General features: G+C 31.2%; 22 protein-coding genes. 15 read left to right on the top strand and 7 right to left on the bottom strand.

The window, feature by feature from the left end; all coding sequences use genetic code 11:
• Window positions 1-210: 210 nt before the first annotated feature.
• Together rpiRc and IDG64_RS03520 are read right to left on the bottom strand one after the other, a co-directional pair.
• A complete protein-coding gene (gene rpiRc / locus IDG64_RS03525; protein ID WP_000073195.1) occupies window positions 211-1,083 on the bottom strand; it encodes a pentose phosphate pathway transcriptional regulator RpiRC in 873 nt (290 codons plus the stop codon).
• Window positions 1,084-1,527: 444 nt separating this feature from the next.
• Window positions 1,528-1,857: a hypothetical protein gene (locus tag IDG64_RS03520; protein WP_000606729.1), complete on the bottom strand. Its 330-nt coding sequence runs from the start codon at window positions 1,855-1,857 to the stop codon at window positions 1,528-1,530.
• A gap of 55 nt (window positions 1,858-1,912) precedes the next feature.
• On the opposite strand from IDG64_RS03520, the gene sdpB reads away from it, so the two are divergent.
• Window positions 1,913-2,644, top strand: coding sequence for a CPBP family intramembrane glutamic endopeptidase SdpB (gene sdpB, locus IDG64_RS03515; protein WP_000727591.1), 732 nt, complete (start codon window positions 1,913-1,915; stop codon window positions 2,642-2,644).
• Window positions 2,645-2,668: 24 nt separating this feature from the next.
• On the opposite strand, the gene IDG64_RS03510 is transcribed toward sdpB, so the two are convergent.
• Window positions 2,669-3,361 (bottom strand): helix-turn-helix transcriptional regulator, encoded by a 693-nt coding sequence (locus tag IDG64_RS03510; protein ID WP_001030118.1) that lies wholly within the window; start codon window positions 3,359-3,361, stop codon window positions 2,669-2,671.
• Window positions 3,362-3,745: 384 nt separating this feature from the next.
• Between IDG64_RS03510 and IDG64_RS03505 the strand changes: the two genes are divergently transcribed.
• The 7 genes from IDG64_RS03505 to IDG64_RS03475 all read left to right on the top strand — a co-directional run bounded on the left by IDG64_RS03505 (window position 3,746) and on the right by IDG64_RS03475 (window position 12,346).
• Complete coding sequence (locus IDG64_RS03505) at window positions 3,746-4,543, top strand: inositol monophosphatase family protein (RefSeq protein ID WP_206171278.1); 798 nt, start codon at window positions 3,746-3,748, stop codon at window positions 4,541-4,543.
• A gap of 132 nt (window positions 4,544-4,675) precedes the next feature.
• Window positions 4,676-5,623: an LCP family glycopolymer transferase gene (locus tag IDG64_RS03500; protein ID WP_000831055.1), complete on the top strand. Its 948-nt coding sequence runs from the start codon at window positions 4,676-4,678 to the stop codon at window positions 5,621-5,623.
• A 601-nt stretch (window positions 5,624-6,224) separates the two neighbouring features.
• Window positions 6,225-9,179 carry a formate dehydrogenase subunit alpha gene (gene fdhF / locus IDG64_RS03495; protein WP_001155262.1) on the top strand — a complete coding sequence of 985 codons (2,955 nt, stop codon included), beginning with the start codon at window positions 6,225-6,227 and terminating at the stop codon, window positions 9,177-9,179.
• Window positions 9,179-9,652 carry a helical membrane plugin domain-containing protein gene (locus IDG64_RS03490; RefSeq protein ID WP_000840811.1) on the top strand — a complete coding sequence of 158 codons (474 nt, stop codon included), beginning with the start codon at window positions 9,179-9,181 and terminating at the stop codon, window positions 9,650-9,652. The genes fdhF and IDG64_RS03490 overlap by 1 nt, the downstream gene beginning before the upstream one ends.
• A gap of 227 nt (window positions 9,653-9,879) precedes the next feature.
• A complete protein-coding gene (locus IDG64_RS03485; RefSeq protein ID WP_000921246.1) occupies window positions 9,880-10,113 on the top strand; it encodes a hypothetical protein in 234 nt (77 codons plus the stop codon).
• 21 nt (window positions 10,114-10,134) lie between these two features.
• Complete coding sequence (locus IDG64_RS03480) at window positions 10,135-10,911, top strand: N-acetylglucosaminidase (RefSeq protein WP_000739223.1); 777 nt, start codon at window positions 10,135-10,137, stop codon at window positions 10,909-10,911.
• A 310-nt stretch (window positions 10,912-11,221) separates the two neighbouring features.
• A complete protein-coding gene (locus IDG64_RS03475; RefSeq protein ID WP_000684141.1) occupies window positions 11,222-12,346 on the top strand; it encodes an FAD-dependent monooxygenase in 1,125 nt (374 codons plus the stop codon).
• A 91-nt stretch (window positions 12,347-12,437) separates the two neighbouring features.
• On the opposite strand, the gene IDG64_RS03470 is transcribed toward IDG64_RS03475, so the two are convergent.
• From IDG64_RS03470 to IDG64_RS03460, 3 genes are all read right to left on the bottom strand, one after another.
• Window positions 12,438-13,391, bottom strand: coding sequence for a 2-hydroxyacid dehydrogenase family protein (locus tag IDG64_RS03470; RefSeq protein WP_000417016.1), 954 nt, complete (start codon window positions 13,389-13,391; stop codon window positions 12,438-12,440).
• Between the two features lie 361 nt (window positions 13,392-13,752).
• Entirely contained in the window at window positions 13,753-14,253 is a 501-nt protein-coding gene (locus IDG64_RS03465) for a CHAP domain-containing protein (protein ID WP_000737705.1), read from the bottom strand.
• Between the two features lie 236 nt (window positions 14,254-14,489).
• Complete coding sequence (locus IDG64_RS03460) at window positions 14,490-14,912, bottom strand: DUF4870 domain-containing protein (RefSeq protein WP_000206114.1); 423 nt, start codon at window positions 14,910-14,912, stop codon at window positions 14,490-14,492.
• Window positions 14,913-15,159: 247 nt separating this feature from the next.
• On the opposite strand from IDG64_RS03460, the gene IDG64_RS03455 reads away from it, so the two are divergent.
• The 3 genes from IDG64_RS03455 to IDG64_RS03445 all read left to right on the top strand — a co-directional run bounded on the left by IDG64_RS03455 (window position 15,160) and on the right by IDG64_RS03445 (window position 18,153).
• Window positions 15,160-16,242 carry an NAD/NADP-dependent octopine/nopaline dehydrogenase family protein gene (locus tag IDG64_RS03455; protein ID WP_031871909.1) on the top strand — a complete coding sequence of 361 codons (1,083 nt, stop codon included), beginning with the start codon at window positions 15,160-15,162 and terminating at the stop codon, window positions 16,240-16,242.
• 94 nt (window positions 16,243-16,336) lie between these two features.
• Entirely contained in the window at window positions 16,337-17,737 is a 1,401-nt protein-coding gene (gene nhaC / locus IDG64_RS03450) for a Na+/H+ antiporter NhaC (RefSeq protein ID WP_000977732.1), read from the top strand.
• 173 nt (window positions 17,738-17,910) lie between these two features.
• Window positions 17,911-18,153 (top strand): hypothetical protein, encoded by a 243-nt coding sequence (locus IDG64_RS03445; protein ID WP_031864643.1) that lies wholly within the window; start codon window positions 17,911-17,913, stop codon window positions 18,151-18,153.
• A gap of 16 nt (window positions 18,154-18,169) precedes the next feature.
• Here the strand turns inward: IDG64_RS03445 and IDG64_RS03440 are convergent, their stop codons facing one another.
• On the bottom strand, window positions 18,170-18,979 hold the full coding sequence (locus IDG64_RS03440; protein WP_000717388.1) for a CHAP domain-containing protein: 810 nt from the start codon (window positions 18,977-18,979) through the stop codon (window positions 18,170-18,172).
• A 609-nt stretch (window positions 18,980-19,588) separates the two neighbouring features.
• Between IDG64_RS03440 and IDG64_RS03435 the strand changes: the two genes are divergently transcribed.
• The 4 genes from IDG64_RS03435 to sarR all read left to right on the top strand — a co-directional run bounded on the left by IDG64_RS03435 (window position 19,589) and on the right by sarR (window position 23,478).
• Window positions 19,589-21,544 (top strand): helix-turn-helix transcriptional regulator, encoded by a 1,956-nt coding sequence (locus IDG64_RS03435; protein ID WP_000131810.1) that lies wholly within the window; start codon window positions 19,589-19,591, stop codon window positions 21,542-21,544.
• 25 nt (window positions 21,545-21,569) lie between these two features.
• Window positions 21,570-22,313, top strand: coding sequence for a SarA family transcriptional regulator (locus IDG64_RS03430; protein ID WP_000032854.1), 744 nt, complete (start codon window positions 21,570-21,572; stop codon window positions 22,311-22,313).
• A gap of 63 nt (window positions 22,314-22,376) precedes the next feature.
• The gene (locus tag IDG64_RS03425) at window positions 22,377-22,703 is read left to right on the top strand and encodes a PH domain-containing protein (RefSeq protein WP_000599588.1); all 327 of its coding nucleotides are present in this window, start codon (window positions 22,377-22,379) and stop codon (window positions 22,701-22,703) included.
• A gap of 427 nt (window positions 22,704-23,130) precedes the next feature.
• Window positions 23,131-23,478, top strand: a complete 348-nt coding sequence (gene sarR, locus IDG64_RS03420; protein WP_000036076.1) for an HTH-type transcriptional regulator SarR — start codon at window positions 23,131-23,133, stop codon at window positions 23,476-23,478.
• Window positions 23,479-23,491 lie beyond the last annotated feature (13 nt).

Here is a 23,491-nt window from a genome sequence, read left to right as displayed (position 1 = left end):
AATAAAAAATAGCATTATAAAAATAACAAACGCAATTGATATATGGAATGAATCCGTTAATCAACTGCGTTTGTTTTTAATATAAGAAATAGAATGGCCTTATCAAATCATTGGTCATATGCGTATGTTATACAAGATAAAAGACATGTAAGCTTTGAAAATGATGCATAAATTATTATATGACATGATTAAAGAATTTATATAAGACTGTTAATGTTTAAAGTTAATATTTGATAAATGTTTACGATAGTTATCTAAAGCCATTTTAGATTGTGTTATGAAATCTAATGATGCGTGATAATTTAATGCAACATAACGATAATATAAAATATCAATAGTGAACATTTGAGCAAATAATGAAGTTGTTGCTCCCATATGCATCTCATTTTCATCAGTTTTCCCATAAGTTAAAACAATATTTGATGCCTGTGCTACGGGATTATCCCTTGTACTAGTAATTGTAATTATAGGTATATGGTAGTCATCAATAACTTTAACCATTGATTGCATTTCACTTTGCGTACCATTGTTAGTAATAAGAATAACACTGTCGTTCGAATTGTGAGTTGCTAATAATGTTGCAAAAATATGTGTTTCTTGAACAAGTTGAATATTAAGACCTATTCTTGATAACTTTTGGTATAAGTCGGTAGCAACTACAAAAGATGCGCCAAAACCATATATAAAAATCGTCTCAGAACGTTTTAAACAATGACATATTTGATCAATAGTTTTATCATTTAATTCGTTATTAGCATGATTAAGTGCGCGTGTAGTACGTGTATGGAGTTTAGTTCTTAAAGATTCTGTGCTTTCGTTATTCATTAATTCAACATTGTAAATTGATGATGCTTTAGGAACATATTTAGATATATTTATTTTCAAGTCGTGAAAACCGCCATCAGTAATTTTCTTGCTGAATCGAATGACTGATGATGTACTAATATCTAATAAGCTTGCTAAGTCTTGAGACCTCATTTTAATCACCTTTTGAGGTGAATTTAGTATAAATTTAGCTATCTTTTTTTCATTTTTAGTCATATATGGATATTGACTATCTATTTCTGTTAGTACGTTTGACATATTAATCACTCCAATTTAACGCAATATATTTTATTAGCGTTGGCTATTGTTGTTTAACGCGATGGTATTTACAACTTGTAACGTAAGAGAATGAAAAATAAGCTGAATATGTTGTTTGTTTAATGATATTGAATTATAAAACTGTAAATATTTTTAAGATGTATAGATAAAAAATAGCATACTCCCATGTGCAAATAATATATCAATATATTGATATATTACCGTAAGTCATACTGTATATTCCCAATTTATACATTATGTACTCATCTATTTAAATCTTAGTAAATGTAGTTATATAAGACTAAATCTACCATCTTAATCATTATGATTATAACTCGATTAATGCATCTTTACAATTTGAAGAAACTTTTTAATTGTATAATTTATGTAATAAAGTGAATTTTAATAAATAACTTGTTTAAATGACATTTTATGAAAAATAGGTTAATGGGCAAATTTAATTGCAAATAATGCGTTAGATAGTTGTGTATGATAAAAATTAAGATATTGAATTTTGTTACCATAGTCGACTTGTCGGAGGGGGCGTTTATTAAGTAGTGTTATAATTTCATAATAGGAAACTTGATTTTCGTTTATTATATATGATGTTTCAAAGCCTTTGAACTTATTCAATTCATTAGTAACTATTTGGTTAAATTTATAAATATGCGTTTGAATGTTCCAATCTGTCATTAAAGTATTATATTTAATCGTATCAATGATTTGAATCAAATTAGTAATTTGTTGTCTCATATACTTAGTTTCGTTTATCATGTAGAAGTACCTCCAAAAATCAATTATTAAACAGGAAAGGATATAACAGTGGAAAATGAAAAAAAAGAAATACACGTTTAAAGATATAGCATGGAGAGATTTGCTTATAATTCCAATTATAGGTGTTATATTTTATGCACTCACAATTGCAGCTTACATAGGACCAATTTTGTTTGGTTATTATGAAATCGATAGTAATCTGATATTTGTAGCGACTATCACACAAGCTTTAGCATATACGATTGGGATTGGCGCATTTTATTTATTTCATTTAAAAGTGATGCCATCAAGGCTTCGAGCTGGTTTTGCGTATATCAAAAAATATTGGCTTAGATTGTCAATAACGTATATTATTGCTCTCATCTTAATTTATACATATGAATATATGACACAGTTTCTACCTAAACATTTGCAATATAGTGAAACAGCCAATGAACTTGAGCTAAATAAAATGTTTGAAGTGCCTGCATTTTTACCTGTAGCATTCTTATTAATTGTGATTGTAGGTCCAATAGTTGAAGAAATCGTATTTAGACATATTTTAATTGGAGAATTAGGTAAGAAGTTTAATTTTATAGCTATGAGTATTGTTTCGGTGTTCTTATTTGCATTTATTCATGTGACTGATGCAAAGTCGCCGTTTGAGTTTGGTCCATATCTCATACTATCCATCATATTAGTTTTCACTTATTTAAAATCCGGAAGAAACCTAGGTTCAACAATTGCATTACATATAGCAAATAATTTTGTTTCTTTCGTTATATCAGTAATAAGTATTTATGCGTAGATAAAACCCCATCGACTCCATAGTTTAGGAATCGATGGGGTTTAAAAATTGATGATAGTTATCAATGGATATGTCTCTGGTTTGAATCGTCTTACCGAATGAATACGAAATATCTATAATATTTTCAATTTCGAGTTCGGCAGTTTTGTCTTGAGCAATGTCATAAATGACTGCATGCCAATGTCCATGTTTACACAAAAGGCCAATAAATATAACGTTTTCAGCTTTAATATTATCATCAACCCTATGATCTACTAACATCACATTTCGTTCTGTACAATAAATTAAAATGTCGGAAAACAGCATTGGGAGTGTCATATGTTGTGTGTCATCAAATTTAATATAAAAGTCCATGCGTTTAAGCAATTTTCTTAAGCGTGTTTGTGGAAGACTTAAACATTGTTTTATAATTGCGTTGATTTCGCTTTTATATGGTAATGTCGAGTACGACTGACTTTCATTAAGCACTAAAAATAAGGCCGATAATTGTGTTTCAGATAAGTTTAATGCAATTTTAGATTGTGCTTGTTGTATTTGGTAACCACCATTTTTCCCATAATGCGCATAAATTTTAACACCTTGATTTTCTAAATCATCAATATCTCTTAAAATTGTGCGTTTGGATACGTTGCAATATTTAGCTAATTCTAAAGCGGTCATTTTTTTATTTTGTTGAATTGCAGTAATTATTATATTTTGCCTTTCAGCTTTATTCATGACAGCCACCTCCTAAAAGATGATATATTACACAAAGTATAACATAAGAGTGACAATGAGGACATTTTCAATATCTTTTTAAAAAAATCGGAAAAATTTTGTGGAAAACGCTTACATTTTAAAAAAGATTGTGCTATGATATTACTTGTAACAGGGGGAGCGATTAAACAAAGGGGTAGAGCTATATAACAGATAGCTTTTAATCGTTCAAGTTACATCACAACATCTTCAATATTTATTACTTACTTTCCTTTCTATTTGTCGGCTAGCACGTGACTAGCCGATTTTTTTATGCATAAAATGAAGAAGTCTTCAGTTGTATTGTTGATTCTTTTAATATAGGGTAATAATAAAATGATAATGATATGAGAAGTGGTGGACGAAATGACAGATAAAACATTACAGCAAATAGATAAGTTAATATGTTCGTGGTTGAAACAAATAGACAATGTTATTCCGCAATTAATTATGGAAATGACTACAGAAACTAAGCGTCATCGATTTGATTTAGTTACAAATGTAGATAAACAGATTCAACAACAATTTCAACAATTTTTAGCAACATATTTTCCGGAACACCAACTATTAGCGGAAGAAAAAAGTAATGCAATGATTACGAATGAAATTAATCATTTATGGATTATGGATCCCATTGATGGAACTGCCAATTTAGTAAAACAGCAAGAAGATTATTGTATTATATTGGCGTATTTTTATGAAGGTAAACCAATGTTATCGTACGTATATGATTATCCGCATAAAAAGCTTTATAAAGCAATACGAGGAGAAGGTGCTTTTTGTAATGGAATTAAGATGGAAGAACCACCATCGTTAAAATTGGAAGACGCTATTATATCGTTTAATGCACAAGTGATGAATCTAGATACGGTGCAAGATTTATTTGACGCCTCATTTAGTTATCGTTTAGTTGGTGCTTGCGGATTAGATTCTATGCGAGTGGCAAAAGGTCAATTTGGGGCACATATTAATACAAATCCTAAACCTTGGGACATTGCTGCACAGTTTTTATTTGCAGAACTATTGAATCTAAAAATGACGACTTTAGATGGTAAGGCAATTGATCATTTAAAGGGTGCACCTTTTATTATAAGTAATGAAGCATGTCATGAAACGGTACTTAAAATTTTAAATGCAAATGGTGGTTATCAAAAATACAGATAGATATTCTCTAGAGATAAAAAATGATAAAAAATAGTTATACGTCTACAGAAGTATAGTAAAAAAATTATTTTACTATATAATAAATAGAGAAAACAGACAAAGTATGTAAGGAATAGTAAAGGAGTGGTGGGATTGAAACGTTCGTCTAAAAGTAAAATGAGCCTACCGAAAAAAATATTTTTATGGGTATTCGGTATTTTAGTAATCTTAGCGATTGTAGCTGTTGTGTATGTAGCTGCTAAAATTTTTATTACTGGTAATAAGATACACAATCCGTTAGATCGCAATCATTCAGAATTAAGAGATAAAAAAGTGAGTTTAAACGATGGTGATCCATTCACAATCGCTTTATTTGGTGTCGATTCAGATGCTGATCGTAAGAAAAAGGGTGGCGGAGAGCGTAGTGATAGTATTATGATTTTATCTATCAACCCTAAAACGAAGAAAACTGAAATAGTAAGTATACCGCGTGATACAAGAGCGGAAATTGTTGGCCGTGGTACTACTGAAAAAATTGCACATGCCTATGCATATGGTGGACCAAATATGGCTGTTAAATCACTTGAAAAATTAATGAATGTGCCAATTGATCATTATGCGACAATCGATATGGATGGTTTGCATAATATGATAGATAGCATCGGCGGTGTTGATGTAGTAAGTAATGATACATTCACTGTTGATGGTGTTCGTTTTACAAAAGGACAGCAGACACATGTAAATGGTGATCAAGCATTGAAGTTTATTAGAAGTCGTAAAGAAGAAGGTGCTGGTGGTGACTTTGGTCGACAACAACGTCAGCAAATTGTGCTTGAAGCGATGGCCAATAAGATTGCAAGCCCATCATCGATTACACATTTTAATAGTCTAATGAATGAAATTCAAAATAATGTTAAAACAGATTTAACATTAGGTGATTTGAATACGATTAGAAGCAATTATAAAGATGCTAATGACACGATTAATAAACATCAATTGAGTGGTCAAGGCGGCATTCAAAGTGACGGATTGTACTACTTCATTCCTAGTGAGCAGTCAAAAGCTGAAAGTACTAAGTTATTAAAAGATAATCTAGAGTAGTAAACTAAGGGAAAATAAGTTATCAAAATTGTACACAAATTAATTAGATAGAATGATCTGTAAATAGAATAACGAATAGAACTAATAGCCCGTAAATAGAAGGTGATAACACTTTGTATTTATGGGCTATTTTATTTAATGCCTGATTTGATTTTTATAAATTAATCCATTACAAATTTAATTTAAAGATAAATATTACCTTCTAAATGATAGTAGATATTTATCAAACTTGGGTTATTAATTTTCAGAAAAAGGGTATTTATAAATAGTATAACGATTTTTAGGTGAGGTGATTATTAAGTATTGTCATTAATAAGGTTGTGAAAGATATGGCAAAAAGCGTGAAACAGATAATTGGAAAACTAATAATGATAATTATTTTCAATTAAACAAAAAGATGATTTAATTTCGCGCAAAATATTTCAAATAAAAATGATTGTAAAAAGGCAAAATACAAAATTTCACTTAACAACTAGTACATAAAGTAATACAATTAAATTAATTCTATCTGAAAGATGTGTGGGGCATCGTTATTTTAGGTGGATATGAGCAATTTATTAAAAGTCATTTACGGAAAATATATATAGACGGGGTGAGTAATATGCAAGAACATTTGGTGGTTACACTTGATGGAAAAGATTATCTTGTAGAACCAGGTACGAATTTACTTGAATTTATTAAATCACAAGATACTTTTGTACCTTCAATTTGTTATAACGAGTCGATGGGACCAATTCAAACATGTGATACATGTACTGTTGAAATTGACGGTAAAATTGAACGTTCATGTAGTACGGTGATTGATCGTCCAATGACTGTAAATACTGTGAACAATGATGTGAAAGATGCTCAAAAAGAAGCGCTTGATCGAATTTTAGAAAAGCATATGCTGTATTGTACAGTATGTGATTATAATAATGGTGATTGTGAAATTCATAATACGATGGATGCATGGGGTCTTCAGCATCAAACGTATGAATATAAAGAGAAGCCATATGAAAAGGATTATGGTCCATTTTATCGTTATGATCCAAATCAATGTATCTTATGTGGGCGTTGTGTAGAAGCATGTCAAGATATCGAAGTGAATGAAACTATTAGAATTGATTGGGATCGTGAACATCCACGTGTTATTTGGGATAATGATGTACCGATTAATGAGTCTTCATGTGTATCTTGTGGTCAATGTGCGACGGTATGTCCATGTAATGCCATGATGGAAGTGAATATGGAAGGTAATGCGGGTTATATGACTGATACGGAACCTGGTTCATTAGCAGCAATGATTGATTTAACTAAAAAAGCAGAACCTGGTTATGGTCCACTATTTGCAATCTCAGATTCAGAAGCAGAAATGCGTAAAGAGCGTATTAAGAAAACTAAAACAGTGTGTACTTATTGTGGTGTGGGTTGTTCATTTGAAGTTTGGACTAAAGATAGAGAAATTTTAAAAGTACAACCATCACATGATTCTCCAGCAAATAAAATTGCGACTTGTGTTAAAGGTAAGTTTTCATGGGGACATATTAATTCAGATCAACGCTTAACTAAACCACTAGTAAGGAAAAATGGTGAGTTCCATGAAGTAGAATGGGATGAAGCTTTAAACGTCATTGCAGATAATTTTACAGCTATTAAAGAAAAGCATGGCCCAGATGCACTATCATTCATTTCTTCTTCTAAAGCGACGAATGAAGAATCGTATTTAATGCAAAAATTAGCAAGACAAGTTATTGGCACAAATAACGTTGATAACTGTTCAAGATATTGCCAAGCACCTGCAACAAAAGGCTTATTTAGAACGGTTGGACACGGCGGTGACTCAGGTAGTATTGAAGATCTAGAAAAAGCGGCAATGTCTGTATTGATAGGTACCAATACAGCCGAAGCACACCCAGTTATTGCATCACGCATGAAACGTGCTCAAAAATTATTTGGACAAAAAATACATGTGTTTGATATTAGAAAACATGAAATGGCTGAACGTGCGGATCGTTTTTATCAACCGAAACCAGGTACGGATTTAGCGTGGTTAAGCGCAGTGACTAAGTATATTATTGATCATGATTTACACGATAAAGCATTTATCGATGAGTGGGTAGATGATTTTGATGAATATTACAAATCATTAGAAACATTTACAATGGCTTTTGCTGAAGAAGCAACAGGTATTCCTGAATCAGAATTGATTAAATTTGCTGAAGAATGTGCTAAAGCTGAATCTGTTGTAATTTGTTGGGCAATGGGTATTACACAACAAGACATTGGTAGTGACTCAAGTACAGCGATTTCAAACTTATTATTAGTAACAGGTAATTATCGTCGTCCTGGTACTGGTGCGTATCCATTACGTGGACATAATAATGTTCAAGGATGTAGTGATATGGGAAGTATGCCTGATAAGATTACTGGTTATCAAAGTATTGAAGCGGATGATATTCGCGCTAAATTTGAAAAAGAATATGGCGTTAAATTGAATCCAAAAGCTGGTAAAGATAATCATGAAATGGTAGAAGGTATACATGACGGAGAAGTACACTCATTGTACTTATATGGTGAAGATACGGGTATTGTGGATTCAAATATTAATTTTGTACAAGCTGCGTTTGAAAAATTAGATTTCATGGTAGTCCAAGATGAATTTTTAACATTCACAGCAACATACGCAGATGTTGTATTGCCAGCAAGTCCTTCACTTGAAAAAGACGGTACTTTTACAAATACTGAACGTCGTATTCAACGTTTATACCAAGCATTAGAACCTCTTGGTGATTCAAAACCTGACTGGAAAATTTTCCAAGCAATTGCTAATAGATTAGGATTTGATTGGAATTACAAGCATCCTAGTGAAATTATGGATGAAGTAGCACGCTTAACACCTCTATATGCTGGGGTAAGTTATGATCGTTTAGAAGGATTCAATAGTTTACAATGGCCAGTACAACCTGATGGTACTGATGAGCCTATTCTATACTTAGAAGGATTCAATTTTGATAATGGTAAAGCAAAATTATTCCCATTATCATTTGATAATTACTTTAAGCAAGATGAAATTTATGATATTCATGTAAACAATGGTCGATTGTTAGAGCACTTCCATGAAGGTAATATGACTTATCAAACACCAATGATTAAATACAAAGTGCCACGTGCATTTGTTGAAATTTCTCCAGAGCTTGCTGAAGACAGAGGCATTCATGAAGGTGCAGAAGTTAAGCTGATTTCTGAAACAGGAGAAGCGGTATTACAAGTTCACGTGACAGATCGTGTTAAAGGTAAAGAAATCTATATTCCATTAAATAATGATGCGATGGAAAATGGAGATCTAGGTGCAATTAACTTATTAACTAATAGTGATGTTGATCAATACACGGATACACCATCTTATAAACGTACTAGCTGTCGTTTGGAGGTAATTACGAAACGAGGTAAGTCACCGTTGAACCCTAATAATTTCCGTGTCAATAAAAAACGTCATCCGCAGTACAGTGTTCAAGTACAGAAAAAATGGGAACGTCCAGATTATGTTTTCCCAGGAAATCAGGTGGATAAATAATGGCTGAGAGAATATCTTCTAAAATTAGACGCTTAGAAAAATCAGAAGAACAAATTAAGTTAGAAAGTTTAAATGAAGTTACAGAGGCAATTGCAGCGAATAAAGATAGTATATTAAAAGCAATCAAGCTTATTAAAACATTAGATGATGCAAAACTATTAGATGCTTTAAATGGTGCAATTCGAGGACGTCAAGTCATCATAAATAAATTTGCAGTTGAACTTAATAAAGATATTTATACAGGGCTATTATCTAATATGGCTTCAATGGTATTTTTATTAGGTGAACTCAATGTATCAGATTTAAGCGACTTCCTAAATAAAGTTAATAAAGGATTACACGTTGCCAATCAAGCGAGTCCAAATGCTAAGACAACTATAAGAAGTCTATTGGGCGTATTGAAAGATGACGACATGAACCGTAGTTTAACATACATGCTTAATATGCTAAAAGGTATGTCTCGAGAAGAATAACATTACAATGAAAAAGTGTTTCTACATGCAAGCAGTGTAGGAGCACTTTTTTTAATTTTTGTAAAAATTAAAAAGGGTGTTTTTGATGGAATAAATGAATAATATTGAAAAACAAAAAAATCACGTGCTATTGTGAATCAATCATCGACAGGCCTATGAAACATCATGTATTATTATGATTATGTAAGTTATTTAAATAAAAAGGGTGAGTGCATATTAATTCGAGAATGTTAAAAACGTCAGCTGTAATTTCTAATACATTATTAGTCATAGGTTTAGTCTGTCTATTTATGATGAAATTAGTGTTAGCTATTACTTTTTTTGCTGTTTCATTATCAATTAGTCTAGTTGTCTTTAATATGATGTTCAGAGATAGAACAACGATGAAAGTAATCGTTAACGCTTCTTTTTTAATCGTAATATTAGCGATTGTAGTGGCATATTTTTTATTGTCTAAGTAAGAAAAATGAGGTTTTGTCTATATGAAGAAGAATTTCAAGTTACGCATTTCAACGCTACTATTGATAGTTATTTTAGTTGTTTTTGCTGTATTACTCATCGTGAATGAAACTAAATTGTTTAAAAATGATGTGAATTACTCTTTTGATGAGGCTGTTTCAATGCAACAAGGGAAAGGTATTGTACAGACAAAAGAAGAGGATGGTAAATTTGTTGAAGCAAATAATAATGAAATTGCTAAAGCAATGACCATTTCACATAAAGACAATGATATGAAGTATATGGATATCACAGAAAAAGTGCCAATGTCGGAATCTGAAGTTAACCAATTGCTAAAAGGTAAGGGGATTTTAGAAAATCGAGGGAAAGTTTTTCTAGAAGCTCAAGAAAAATATGAGGTTAATGTCATTTATCTTGTTAGCCATGCATTAGTAGAAACAGGTAACGGCAAATCAGAATTAGCAAAAGGCATTAAAGATGGAAAAAAACGCTATTACAACTTTTTTGGTATAGGAGCATTCGATAGTAGTGCTGTTCATAGTGGGAAAAGTTATGCTGAAAAGGAACAATGGACATCACCAGATAAGGCGATTATTGGTGGTGCAAAGTTCATTCGTAATGAATATTTTGAAAACAATCAACTGAATTTATATCAAATGCGATGGAATCCAGAAAATCCTGCGCAACATCAATATGCGAGTGACATTCGCTGGGCAGATAAAATTGCCAAATTAATGGATAAATCCTATAAGCAGTTTGGTATAAAGAAAGATGATATTAGACAAACATATTATAAATAAGACATCGGTGCTTAAAGGAGCTGGAACAATTTATTGTTTCGAGCTCCTTTAGCGCATTCTGAGTGTGTTAGTTAAATGGATTTTAACCTAACAAAAAACGCTATATAGCATCAAATATGCTATATCCCACATCATTGTTACAAATGTACATGATGTAAATGAATATTGCTGTCTAAATGTGCATGTAATATACAATGGTGCAGATAATACACTTAAGTCCTTAAAAATGAAACGTTAGTTCCAAGAGTCATTTTTAAACAATAGTGCATGTGATAAAATAGAAAAGAATGAAAAATATAGAGGTGACAATATGAAGATAGCAATTATAGGTGCAGGCATCGGTGGATTAACAGCTGCTGCATTATTACAAGAACAAGGTCATACTATTAAAGTCTTTGAAAAAAATGAGTCAGTTAAAGAAATTGGCGCTGGGATTGGTATCGGAGATAATGTGCTTAAAAAACTAGGTAATCATGACTTAGCTAAAGGTATTAAAAATGCTGGGCAAATCTTATCTACAATGACAGTGTTAGATGACAAAGATCGCCTGTTAACTACTGTTAAATTAAAAAGTAATACATTGAATGTGACGTTACCACGCCAAACATTAATTGACATTATTAAATCTTATGTAAAAGATGACGCAATATTTACAAATCATGAAGTCACGCATATAGATAATGAGACAGATAAAGTTACCATACATTTCGCGGAACAAGAAAGTGAAGCATTTGATTTATGTATTGGTGCTGATGGAATTCATTCTAAAGTGAGACAATCTGTAAATGCTGACAGTAAAGTATTATATCAAGGGTATACATGCTTTAGAGGTTTAATTGATGATATTGATTTAAAGCATCCGGATTGTGCAAAAGAATACTGGGGAAGAAAAGGAAGAGTAGGTATTGTTCCGTTATTAAATAATCAAGCATATTGGTTCATTACAATTAACTCGAAGGAAAACAATCATAAATATAGTTCGTTTGGTAAACCTCATTTGCAAGCATACTTTAATCACTATCCAAATGAAGTTAGAGAGATCTTAGACAAACAAAGTGAAACAGGTATCTTATTGCATAATATTTATGATTTGAAACCACTCAAATCTTTTGTTTATGGTCGTACTATTTTACTAGGAGATGCAGCACATGCGACAACGCCTAATATGGGGCAAGGTGCTGGACAAGCAATGGAAGATGCTATCGTATTAGTAAATTGTTTTAACGCATACGACTTTGAAAAAGCATTACAGCGTTATGATAAAATACGTGTCAAACATACTGCAAAAGTAATTAAGCGTTCTAGAAAAATCGGTAAAATTGCCCAATATCGTAGTCGTTTATTTGTTGCAGTTAGAAATCGTATTATGAAAATGATGCCAAATGCATTAGCAGCTGGACAAACTAAATTCTTATATAAATCGAAAGAAAAATAATACAACAATATGAAAACCCCCGTATGTTGAAACGAGAGCTCAACATATGGGGGTTCTTGTTTTTATAATGTTATTATAATAAATTCAATTATTAGTTAACGACAAATTGTGGTTTCTCACCTTGAACGGCACTAATTGCAGCATTAGCAACAATTTTAGACATCATGTCACGTGCTTCAAATGTAGCATTACCAATATGCGGTGTTAATACTACATTATTAAGTGATTTTAAGTCATCGGTAATATCTGGTTCAAATTCATATACATCAAGTGCAGCACCTTCAATTTCATTATCTTTCAATGCTTGCACTAGTGCTTGTTCGTGCACGATTGGACCACGAGAGGCATTGATTAAATACGCCGTAGATTTCATCATTTTAAATTGTTCTGTATCAATTAAATGATGCATTTTAGGATTATAAGCAGCGTTGATAGTGATAAAATCTGCATTCTTTAATAGTGTATCTAAATCTACATATTTTGCACCGATTTCTCGTTCTTTTTCTTCTTTGCGATTAGGTCCAGTGTATAGCACATCCATGTCAAATGCTCTTGCACGACGAGCTACTGCACTACCAATTTCACCTAAACCGATAATGCCGATTGTTTTCCCAGATACTTCTCTACCTCTGAAAAATAAAGGTGCCCATCCATCAAATCCAGTTGTACGTGATAATTGGTCCCCTTCAACAATACGACGCGCTACTGCAAGTACTAATCCAATTGTTAAATCAGCAGTCGCGTTTGTTGATGCTTTAGGTGTGTTTGTAACATCTATACTTTTTTCTCGGGCATACTCGATATCAATATTATTAAAACCAGCGCCATAGTTGGCAATGATTTTTAAGTCTTTACCAGCATCGATAACATCTTTATCAACGTTTGTAGATAATAAACTAATTAAGGCAGTCGCGTTTTTAACACCTTTAATTAAAGTGTCTTTATCGACTAATCCTTTACCTTCATACATTTCAACTTCAAAATGTTCTTGTAAAAGTTTTAAACCTACTTCTGGTATTGCACCAGCAACATAAACTTTTTCCATAAAAGATCACTCCTTTTATCTTAGTATAGTAGAAGATTAGACAGTATACAACTATGTCATGATGTCTTGTGTATCAATGATGTAAGCGCGTACTTTTGATGGAGGTGATATAACTTAGGCACTGTAGAACTATGAATATTGTAATGTGGAAAAACTGGATCAATTAAATTAGATAACGTAGTTTTAAAGTTAATAGTATTAGAAAAAATTAATATTATGAATATGGGAGGAAATATAAATAAGTAGGTGGCAACGAAAAATAGCAAAAAAAGAGCTTCTCCTATAAAGGAAAGCTCAAAGTTTTTTGATGACATATGTACTAGAATTAAGTTTCAAGACAATATGTATCATCGTGTTTATATTAAATATGGATGTAGTTGTAGTTACCTGCTTCACTTGCAGAAATAGTTCTAGAACTTACTGAGAAAGGTCCGCCACTATAATTCATTTCTGAAATTGTAACTGAACCATCACTGTTTACACTTTCTACATATGCAACGTGACCAAATGGCCCTTCAGAAGATTGTAGGATAGCGCCTTTAGAAGGTGTATGATTTACTGTGAATCCAGCACCTTGTGCAGCAGCAGCCCAATTATTAGCATTTCCCCAAGTAGAACCGATTTCTCCGCCAACTTTATCATATACATACCAAGTACATTGTCCTGCAGTGTATAAGTTACCAGAATGTGAAATTGATGATGTAGTTGTCGTAGTTGTTGTAGTCGTTGTAGTTTGAGTCGTGTTGTAGTTATAGTTGTTGTAATTTGTATAATTTTCAGCAGCATCTGCATGATGTGCTTGACCTACTAATGCTGTGCCGATTCCTGCTGTTAACGTAGTTGCTGTTACTAATTTTTTCATGAATAAAGTCCTCCAAAGTTCTATATCTTTTTTTATAAATAAAACGTAGCGACTGTTTTATTCTCACATCTCGAATTGATGACAATAGTTACTTTAACAAAATTAATGCTTCTTGTGGGGAATGTTATTGATTTGTAAAAGAATAAAAAAACTTTGACTAATTTTGTAATAAAAATTAGTCAAAGTTACAATGAGATTAACAGATAATTAATAGGAAATATTTATTTGTAATATGTTTAAATAAATCGAATTGTTAAAGGTATTACATATTCTTGGCCATTATAATATTTGACACACGCAATAATTGTGAATACAAAAGATAATATTGAGAAAGCGAATATGGATAAAATACCGATAAATGTAATGATGAAACCTATAATGATAATGAAACTAATATCGGTAGCAATTAGGAAAACGCCTATTAAAGTGATAACGACTAAAACGATAGACCAAATAATATAAGAAATCGTATAGTTAAGATAATTTTTTCCAGCACGATCAACTAGTTTCGATTCATCTTTTTTCAATAACCATATAATCAGTGGACCAATAATAGATGTGAATAAACTTAATAAATAGATAAGCATCGCCATAATGTTCTCATCATTGGATTTGCGATTCGGTTGATGATTTGTTACGTCGTTCATTTCAGTTGTCATATTAGACACTCCTTTGAAAATTGTAATATTATCTTTAACTATAACAAAATATAATCAAAAATAAACATGTTTATTAAACAATTATTAAAAATAAAAATAATTGGTGGACGTCGGCGTTTAAATAGGTTAATTTAAGGTTATATATACTTAACATTTATAATGATGCGTAATGAATTCGCATCATTTTTATATTGTCTTACGTATAATTTGTTTTTAATTTTAACCAAAGATAGAAAGAGGGTTGTTTATGAAAATAGCAATTGTAGGATCAGGAAATGGCGCAGTTACGGCAGCAGTAGATATGGTGAGCAAAGGCCACGATGTTAAATTATATTGTCGTAATCAATCTATAAGTAAGTTTCAAAACGCAATCGAAAAGGGCGGATTTGATTTTAATAATGAAGGTGATGAACGTTTCGTAAAATTCACTGATATTAGTGATGATATGGAATATGTTTTAAAAGATGCTGAAATTGTTCAAGTGATTATTCCATCTTCATACATAGAGTATTATGCTGATGTAATGGCAGAGCATGTAACTGATAATCAGTTGATATTCTTCAACATGGCTGCAGCAATGGGGTCAATTCGTTTTATGAATGTTTTAGAAGATAGACATATTGAAACAAAAACACAACTAGCGGAAGCTAATACGTTGACGTATGGTACGCGTGTCGATTTTGAAAATGCAGCAGTTGATTTATCTCTAAATGTACGTCGTATCTTCTTTTCAACATATGATAGAAGCTGTCTAAATGATTGTTATGACAAAGTTTCAAGTATTTATGATCATTTAGTAAAAGAGGAAAGCTTAATTAAAACAAATCTTGAAAATGGTAATCCTGAAGTGCATCCAGGACCAACATTATTGAATGTCGGTCGCATTGATTATGCTGGCGAGTTCGCTTTATATAAAGAAGGAATTACTAAACATACAGTTAGATTACTTCATGCAATCGAATTAGAACGTTTGAATTTAGGCCGTAGATTAGGTTTTGAATTATCAACAGCTAAAGAATCACGTATTGAACGTGGTTATTTAGAACGTGATAAAGAAGATGAACCATTAAATCGTTTGTTTAATACAAGCCCAGTATTTTCACAAATTCCAGGACCAAATCATGTAGAAAGCAGATATTTAACTGAAGATATTGCATATGGTTTAGTACTATGGTCAAGCTTAGGTCGTGTTATTGATGTACCGACACCAAATATAGATGCAGTAATTGTAATTGCATCAACCATTTTAGAGAGAGACTTCTTTGAGGAAGGCTTAACAGTTGAAGAAATTGGTTTAGATAAGCTTGATTTAGAAAAATATTTAAAATAAATGATGGCTTGAAGATAGAAAAGGATATAGCATTATGCAAAAGCAATAAATTGAAGAAAAGAGGTTTCTCATCAATAAGCGAAGGGGACGATAGATGATGAAAAGAAAACCAACCTTTTTAGAATCAATTTCGACAATGATTGTAATGGTTATTGTTGTTGTAACAGGCTTTGTGTTTTTTGATATTCCAATTCAAGTATTATTAATTATTGCCTCAGCATATGCCACATGGATTGCAAAACGTGTAGGCTTAACATGGCAAGATTTAGAAAAAGGCATTGCAGAACGTTTAAATACTGCAATGCCTGCAATTTTAATTATACTAGCGGTAGGAATTATAGTAGGCAGTTGGATGTTTTCTGGCACAGTGCCAGCCTTGATTTATTATGGCTTAGATTTATTGAATCCAAGCTATTTTTTAATATCAGCCTTTTTTATAAGTGCTGTTACATCTGTAGCAACTGGTACAGCATGGGGCTCTGCATCAACTGCAGGGATTGCACTTATTTCTATTGGTAATCAATTGGGGATTCCTCCAGGGATGGCAGCGGGTGCTATTATAGCAGGGGCTGTGTTTGGCGATAAAATGTCACCATTATCAGATACAACTAATTTAGCGGCGCTTGTTACTAAAGTTAATATATTTAAACATATACATTCGATGATGTGGACGACGATACCTGCATCAATCATAGGTTTATTAGTATGGTTTATTGCTGGATTTCAATTTAAAGGGCATTCAAATGATAAACAGATTCAAACTTTGTTATCAGAGCTTGCACAGATTTATCAAATTAACATATGGGTCTGGGTTCCCTTAATTGTGATCATTGTTTGTTTGCTATTTAAAATGGCTACAGTGCCAGCTATGCTAATATCAAGCTTTTCTGCCATTATAGTGGGGACTTTTAATCATCATTTCAAAATGACAGATGGTTTCAAAGCAACATTTAGTGGTTTTAACGACTCAATGATACATCAGTCTCATATTTCATCCAGTGTGAAAAGCTTGTTAGAACAGGGTGGTATGATGAGTATGACCCAAATATTAGTAACGATATTTTGCGGATATGCATTTGCAGGTATTGTAGAAAAAGCAGGATGTTTAGAAGTCTTATTAACTACTATTTCTAAAGGCATCCATTCTGTAGGAAGTTTAATATGTATTACTGTTATTTGTTGTATTGCGCTTGTATTCGCTGCAGGTGTTGCTTCGATTGTAATTATTATGGTCGGTGTGTTAATGAAAGATTTGTTCGAAAAATACCAAGTCTCTCGTTCCGTTTTATCAAGAACGCTTGAAGACTCAAGTACGATGGTCTTACCTTTAATACCATGGGGAACATCAGGTATTTACTATACGAATCAACTTCATGTCTCTGTTGAAGAATTTTTCATATGGACAGTACCATGTTATTTATGCGCAATTATAGCAATTATCTATGGTTTTACAGGGATAGGTATTAAAAAGTCATCGAATTCACGTTTAACTTAATGTGAGCGTGGAATATATATAATATGTTGAAACACTTTAATCATTTATAATTGTAGCGGTTATAATTTGAAAAGGTTTTAACTTAGAATAAATATCCTCTATACATATACTGAATATGTTTTGTAGCGGAACATGTTGATATATGTAATGTAAGTTTTATGTCATGATTTGTAATGACTAAATTAATTGAGAATTTGAAGGCAAGTATATTTGTAAGTACTTTAACTAAAAATTTATCAATGTATAGCCGATTTGACATGCCTAAATTTGGGTGTGTCAATGGCTGTATGTTGTTTATTCTTTATTACAGAGTGAATCGGATTGGTGAAAATCGAAATTTTGAGGTTTTTACCAATTCGATTTTTTTCATAGAAATTAAAAAAGCCAACAAGGCTCTTGAAACCTTGTTGGCGTAAACATAGCCATCACTAATTAGTGAATGAAGTTATAACCAGCAGCTTGGCTAGCTGAGATTGTACGTGAAGTTACAACACCTGGGCCATAACCATAGTTCATTTCTGAAACTCTTACTGAACCATTGCTGTTAACACTTTCAACGTATGCAACGTGACCGTATGCACCTTGAGTTGTTTGCATAATTGCACCAGCTTTTGGTGTATTGTTCACTGTGTAACCAGCTCTTGCAGCTGCGTTAGCCCAGTTACTTGCATTGCCCCAAGTTGAACCGATTTTACCACCTACACGATCAAATACGTAGTATGTACATTGACCAGAAGTGTATAAGTTACGACCAGAAGTGTAACCACTTGAGATTGAACGGCCATTTGATGATGGAGCCATAGTTGTAGTTACTTGAACATTGTTGCTTGAAGTGCTGTAGCTTGCACCTAAACCACCAGTACGGTAGCTGTTTGTGTTGTAACTATTATAGTTATTGTAGTTATATGATTGATTATTATTTGAGTAGTTGTTGTAACGGCTGTAGTTATTGTAGCTATAACCGTTGTTGTAATTGTTATAGTTATAGTTATTGTAACCATTGTAGTAGTAATAGCTGTAGTAGCCATTATCTTGGTTTAATTGACTTGGATGCCAGTTACCTTTCCATGTGTAATGGTAGTTACCTTGTGCATCAATAGTGTAAGTATAGCTATATGATGTTGGGTCATTTGGATTATAACCGTAGTTATCTTGCTCAGAAGCATGAGCTTGATTTCCTGATGCAATTGCGATTGTAGCGAATCCTGCAGTTGCGATAGTAGCTGTAGCGATTTTCTTCATTTTAAAAATATCCTCCTAAAAATTTTAAATCTAAAATATTTTCGTAATGTCCGTGTGACAAAATTAATGTTATAAGTTATCTCTCGTAATTAAACGACAAGAAAGACTATAACAGAAATTAGCGTCCTTGTGTGCTTTGTTAACGTTTTGTAATTTTTTGCTAATATCTTGACACAATAGAATTTTAAAAGTATAGAAATTTGCATTTTGCAAAACTTATAACTACGGCATTCTTTGTGAAAACTGAATGTTTCGAAAATAAGTCTGTTACAAATTTGTAATATTACTGAAAATTCTAAATGTATATTTTGTGCATAATATAGGACTTTTAATCAGAAAATGCATAAAAATTCGACACGAACGATCAAGTTTCTATGATTATGAAAGCTTTGGTATTTGGATGAAAATGTATATTTAATGGATAAAATATCCTAATTTAGCATAAAAAAATGTTTTAATAAAAGTATTATTTGATATAATCGATTTATGTTTTGTTACTGCTAAAAAACATGTGGCGATATAATTGGTAGTGAATATTAGATGTTGACAATTGATTTGAGAAAGATAAACAGGAGTAAATCAATATATTTGTATATGTGAGGATGTAAGATGACAGATAATTATTCACTACATATTTTTAAAAGTATGAAAATGAGTAGTGTGAAGGAAGCAAACTTAAAAATTATATATTGGCTACAAGGTACAGGTGTAGTTTCAATCAATCTACAACAATATGATGTAAAAAGAAATGATGTCACCATTATTATGTTGAATGATTTGTATCAAATTGATGGTCATGATGATAGTGTATGTTGTGTTGTTGAAGTAAGTGCAAAGACATTTTTGAAGTTTATGAATGCAAACTATATGATGCGTGGCAAGATATTAACAAATGAGGTTGCTAGCACTTTTAGAATCTTGATTAAGTATTTAATCTACAGCAAAATTAAACAACAGTCTTATAATGCTAATGATAAGATTATTAATTACATGTGTGTTGAATTAATGTCATTAAATACATACGATGGTAGTCGTCATTTAGTAGCCGAAGAAGTGCACGATTATTTAACAAACAACCACCATAAAAAGATAAATAGGAAAGATGTTATTAATCAAGTTAGTATTACAAACAAAGCTTTAAGTGACATGTTTAAAGCGACACCTTATAGTAATTTTATTCAATATTTAAATCATATTAGACTGGAGCATTGCTTAATTGATATTTTAACTTCTAAGAAGCCTATTGAAGAAATCGCAAGTAGTCATGGTTTTAATCATTATTCTCGTTTTATACACCTCTTTAAAGAAACGTATGGTAACACTCCTAAATTAATTAGAAAAAGATATAGTCCAACATCTCATTCAATTAACCATTCCCAATTAGTTGAAATTGATAAAAATATAATTGAATTATTTGATGATACTAATCAAAGTTCTTCAAGTATGCGCGAGATTGATATACCTTTTGAGCCTACAAAAAGGAGTCAAATGTATCAACCTAAAAACATTTATATTAAAGGAAGTAATTTTTATTGGATGGATTATTATACTATTAAACAAATCATTCAAAGATTAGGTGTTAATCCTGAAAACTTGCATATAATTGTTACAATCGACACAAGCAATGAGCTATCGATTGAACAAATCACTTTATTACTTCAAAAGATAGTGAATTACAATGTAAATGTAGTATTTCGTATTAAACATGAATATAAGGAATTGTTAACGAGTACTGAAAGAGGCAAGATAGAAAAGCTAGTAGCCACAATTTTTAATATGACATTTGAGAGTAATAGATGTAAGATTGCATTTTTAATTAACGACTTAAATACTACTGCAATTCAAAAACTGAAACGTTTAATAGATAATTATATAGGAGTATTTGAATTAATATATCATCTGGAACCAAAAGAGTTGAATACGCGCTATGATAAAGAAATTGATCATCTAATAGACTATTTTATCTTACCGCTAAGACAAATAGAACAGGTGTCTATTGCACGTTCTAAAATTATATGTGATGTAGATTTGATTAATGAGAATAATGACTTAAAAGAAAAAATCACAATGTCTGATATTAATAAGGTTACTGAACTTTTGACAAATTATACAAAATTTCGAGGACTTATTATGCACATGTCAATTATAAGTGAAGCGAGCAAAGAAATAAATTTAACTAGATTATCAATATTCATTTTTATCATAAATATACTTAATCAATTACGAGGGATTGTTATTTATCAAAATGACACGATGATTGTAACGAAGTTCAAACATGAAGTACAATGTGTCATTTGTTTGCCAGCCGCATTGTTAAATGAGAATTCGGACGCTATACGTTTATCGTGTAAGGGTCTTCAACAATTTAGCCATGCTAAAACTAAACAAATTGTTTTAAGTATAGATAAAGATAATCATACTTCCGAAAATGGTGTACTTGTGAATGATATTATGCAACAACACAGTTATTGGAAAGCTAATTTTATAGAAAGAAATATTTATGATCATTCATTAATGGTCTCAAGCAATAGTATTGTTCATTTGAAATATCATCTTGAGATATAGGCATGGTTTAAGAGAGGTTTTAAAGATGTCTAAATTTAAAGTTAAGCGTTTAACTGCACACATACTAATGTTGAAAGTCATTAATGATATGTTGAAATATTCATTTCATCTCACTTTGACTCAAGTGAAACTATTAAATCTATTAGTTAAATATGATAATTCTGATTCCAATAGCGCTTCAATAGATAGTTTATTAAAAATGAAAGAAATCCAATCTAAGATGGCCCTTCTTCAAATGTTAAGTTATTTAAACAATCATCAATGGCTATTGAAAGGAAGAGATCAAAGGGATCAACGTAAATTGACTATTTCGATTAATAAAATGCATATAGATAAAATAGAATATATGAATAATGAGCTTAGTGACTATATTGAACGTTATTTTGGTCAATATACATTTGATTTTAGTTGTGACTATGTATCGTATTTATTGTCGTCACAAGAATTATTGCGGAATCTAAAGTGTTATTTAAATATGTGTCAATTATCATTAGAAGAGTTATACGTTTTAGGAATATTAAATCTGCATAAAGGTCAATTGACGGTTAAAGAATTACAGGGTGAATTCCATCACCCGATATTTGCGGTTAGCCCGATTTTAAAGTGTTTAATTTTGAAGGGATTAGTTAAAAAAGAGAGATGTGAATTAGATGAAAGGCGTGTTATTGTAACAATCAAGCGAGAAAAGTTTTCTAAAGTCACTATGCTTATTCAAGCATGTTATAATTATCTTGAAAAGGGAATACAAGTTAAGCTTAATAATAAATAGTTAATCACTTGTATTTCATATACCTATGAAGAATAGTTTATAGTTTTAAGTGGGAGGGATATTATGATTTTAGATAATGTGAATCCAAATGATTTATTTCCAACTGAAAAAAAGGGTCCGTCAGTGCTAGGAATAATTGAGTATCAAGTTCAAGGTGAGAATGAATTTGAAGGGGCATTTATAGCAACAAATGAAAGATTAATTATGAATGTAGATATGAATGGCCAATTTTATTATAGAAGTATTAGTTATAATGAAATAGAGAAGATAGATTATGATGGTCAAACTATAATGTTCAAATTTAATATTGGTAATGTCCCAATGCATGATATTAAAAGTGATAACGATGAAATGTTTGTTGAATATGTAAAACAACATATGATAGTATAATGTCAATGTATGTAGGTTGATAAGAAGAGTTTGAATGATAACTCATTGCATTTAAAGATAAATGGCATGCGTTATGATTTAAAGCTCTTCTTTTTTTATATTTTATAAATTTTGTGAGCAAGCCATCCAATTAATATAAAAAATATCAAATCAAACACGTTGATATAGATTAAAATTTTAAAAGTTTACATATCAGTTAAGATACAAAATATTCAGACTAATAATTTTCAATTTGGCAAAATATCTTAAACATCAAATTATTATAAGAAATAAATGTATTTAACCATATTCTAGTAATAAAAATATTGAATTTTTATACTTATTTGTTTAGAATGAACTTTATAACATAGTTGGATAGAGTTTCGATTTAATAAATTACATGTGAACCTTGCTACAACAAGATGTGCATCAGAGGAGTGGTTTAATAATGAGTAAAATTAATGACATTAATGATTTAGTCAACGCAACATTTCAAGTTAAGAAGTTTTTCAGAGATACAAAAAAGAAGTTCAATTTGAACTATGAAGAAATTTATATTTTAAATCATATTTTAAGAAGTGAGTCTAACGAAATCTCATCTAAAGAGATTGCTAAGTGCTCAGAGTTCAAACCTTACTATTTAACTAAAGCTTTACAAAAGCTAAAAGATTTAAAATTGTTATCAAAGAAAAGAAGTTTACAAGACGAAAGAACAGTTATTGTTTATGTTACAGATACACAAAAAGCAAATATTCAAAAACTGATTTCAGAATTAGAAGAATACATTAAAAATTAAATCAAGGTTAATT

It is taken from the genome of Staphylococcus sp. EG-SA-15 (assembly GCF_017151895.1).
GTDB lineage: Bacteria > Bacillota > Bacilli > Staphylococcales > Staphylococcaceae > Staphylococcus > Staphylococcus aureus.
The sequence above is the reverse complement of the archived record's forward strand: the minus strand, read 5'-3'. Positions and strand labels throughout refer to the sequence as shown.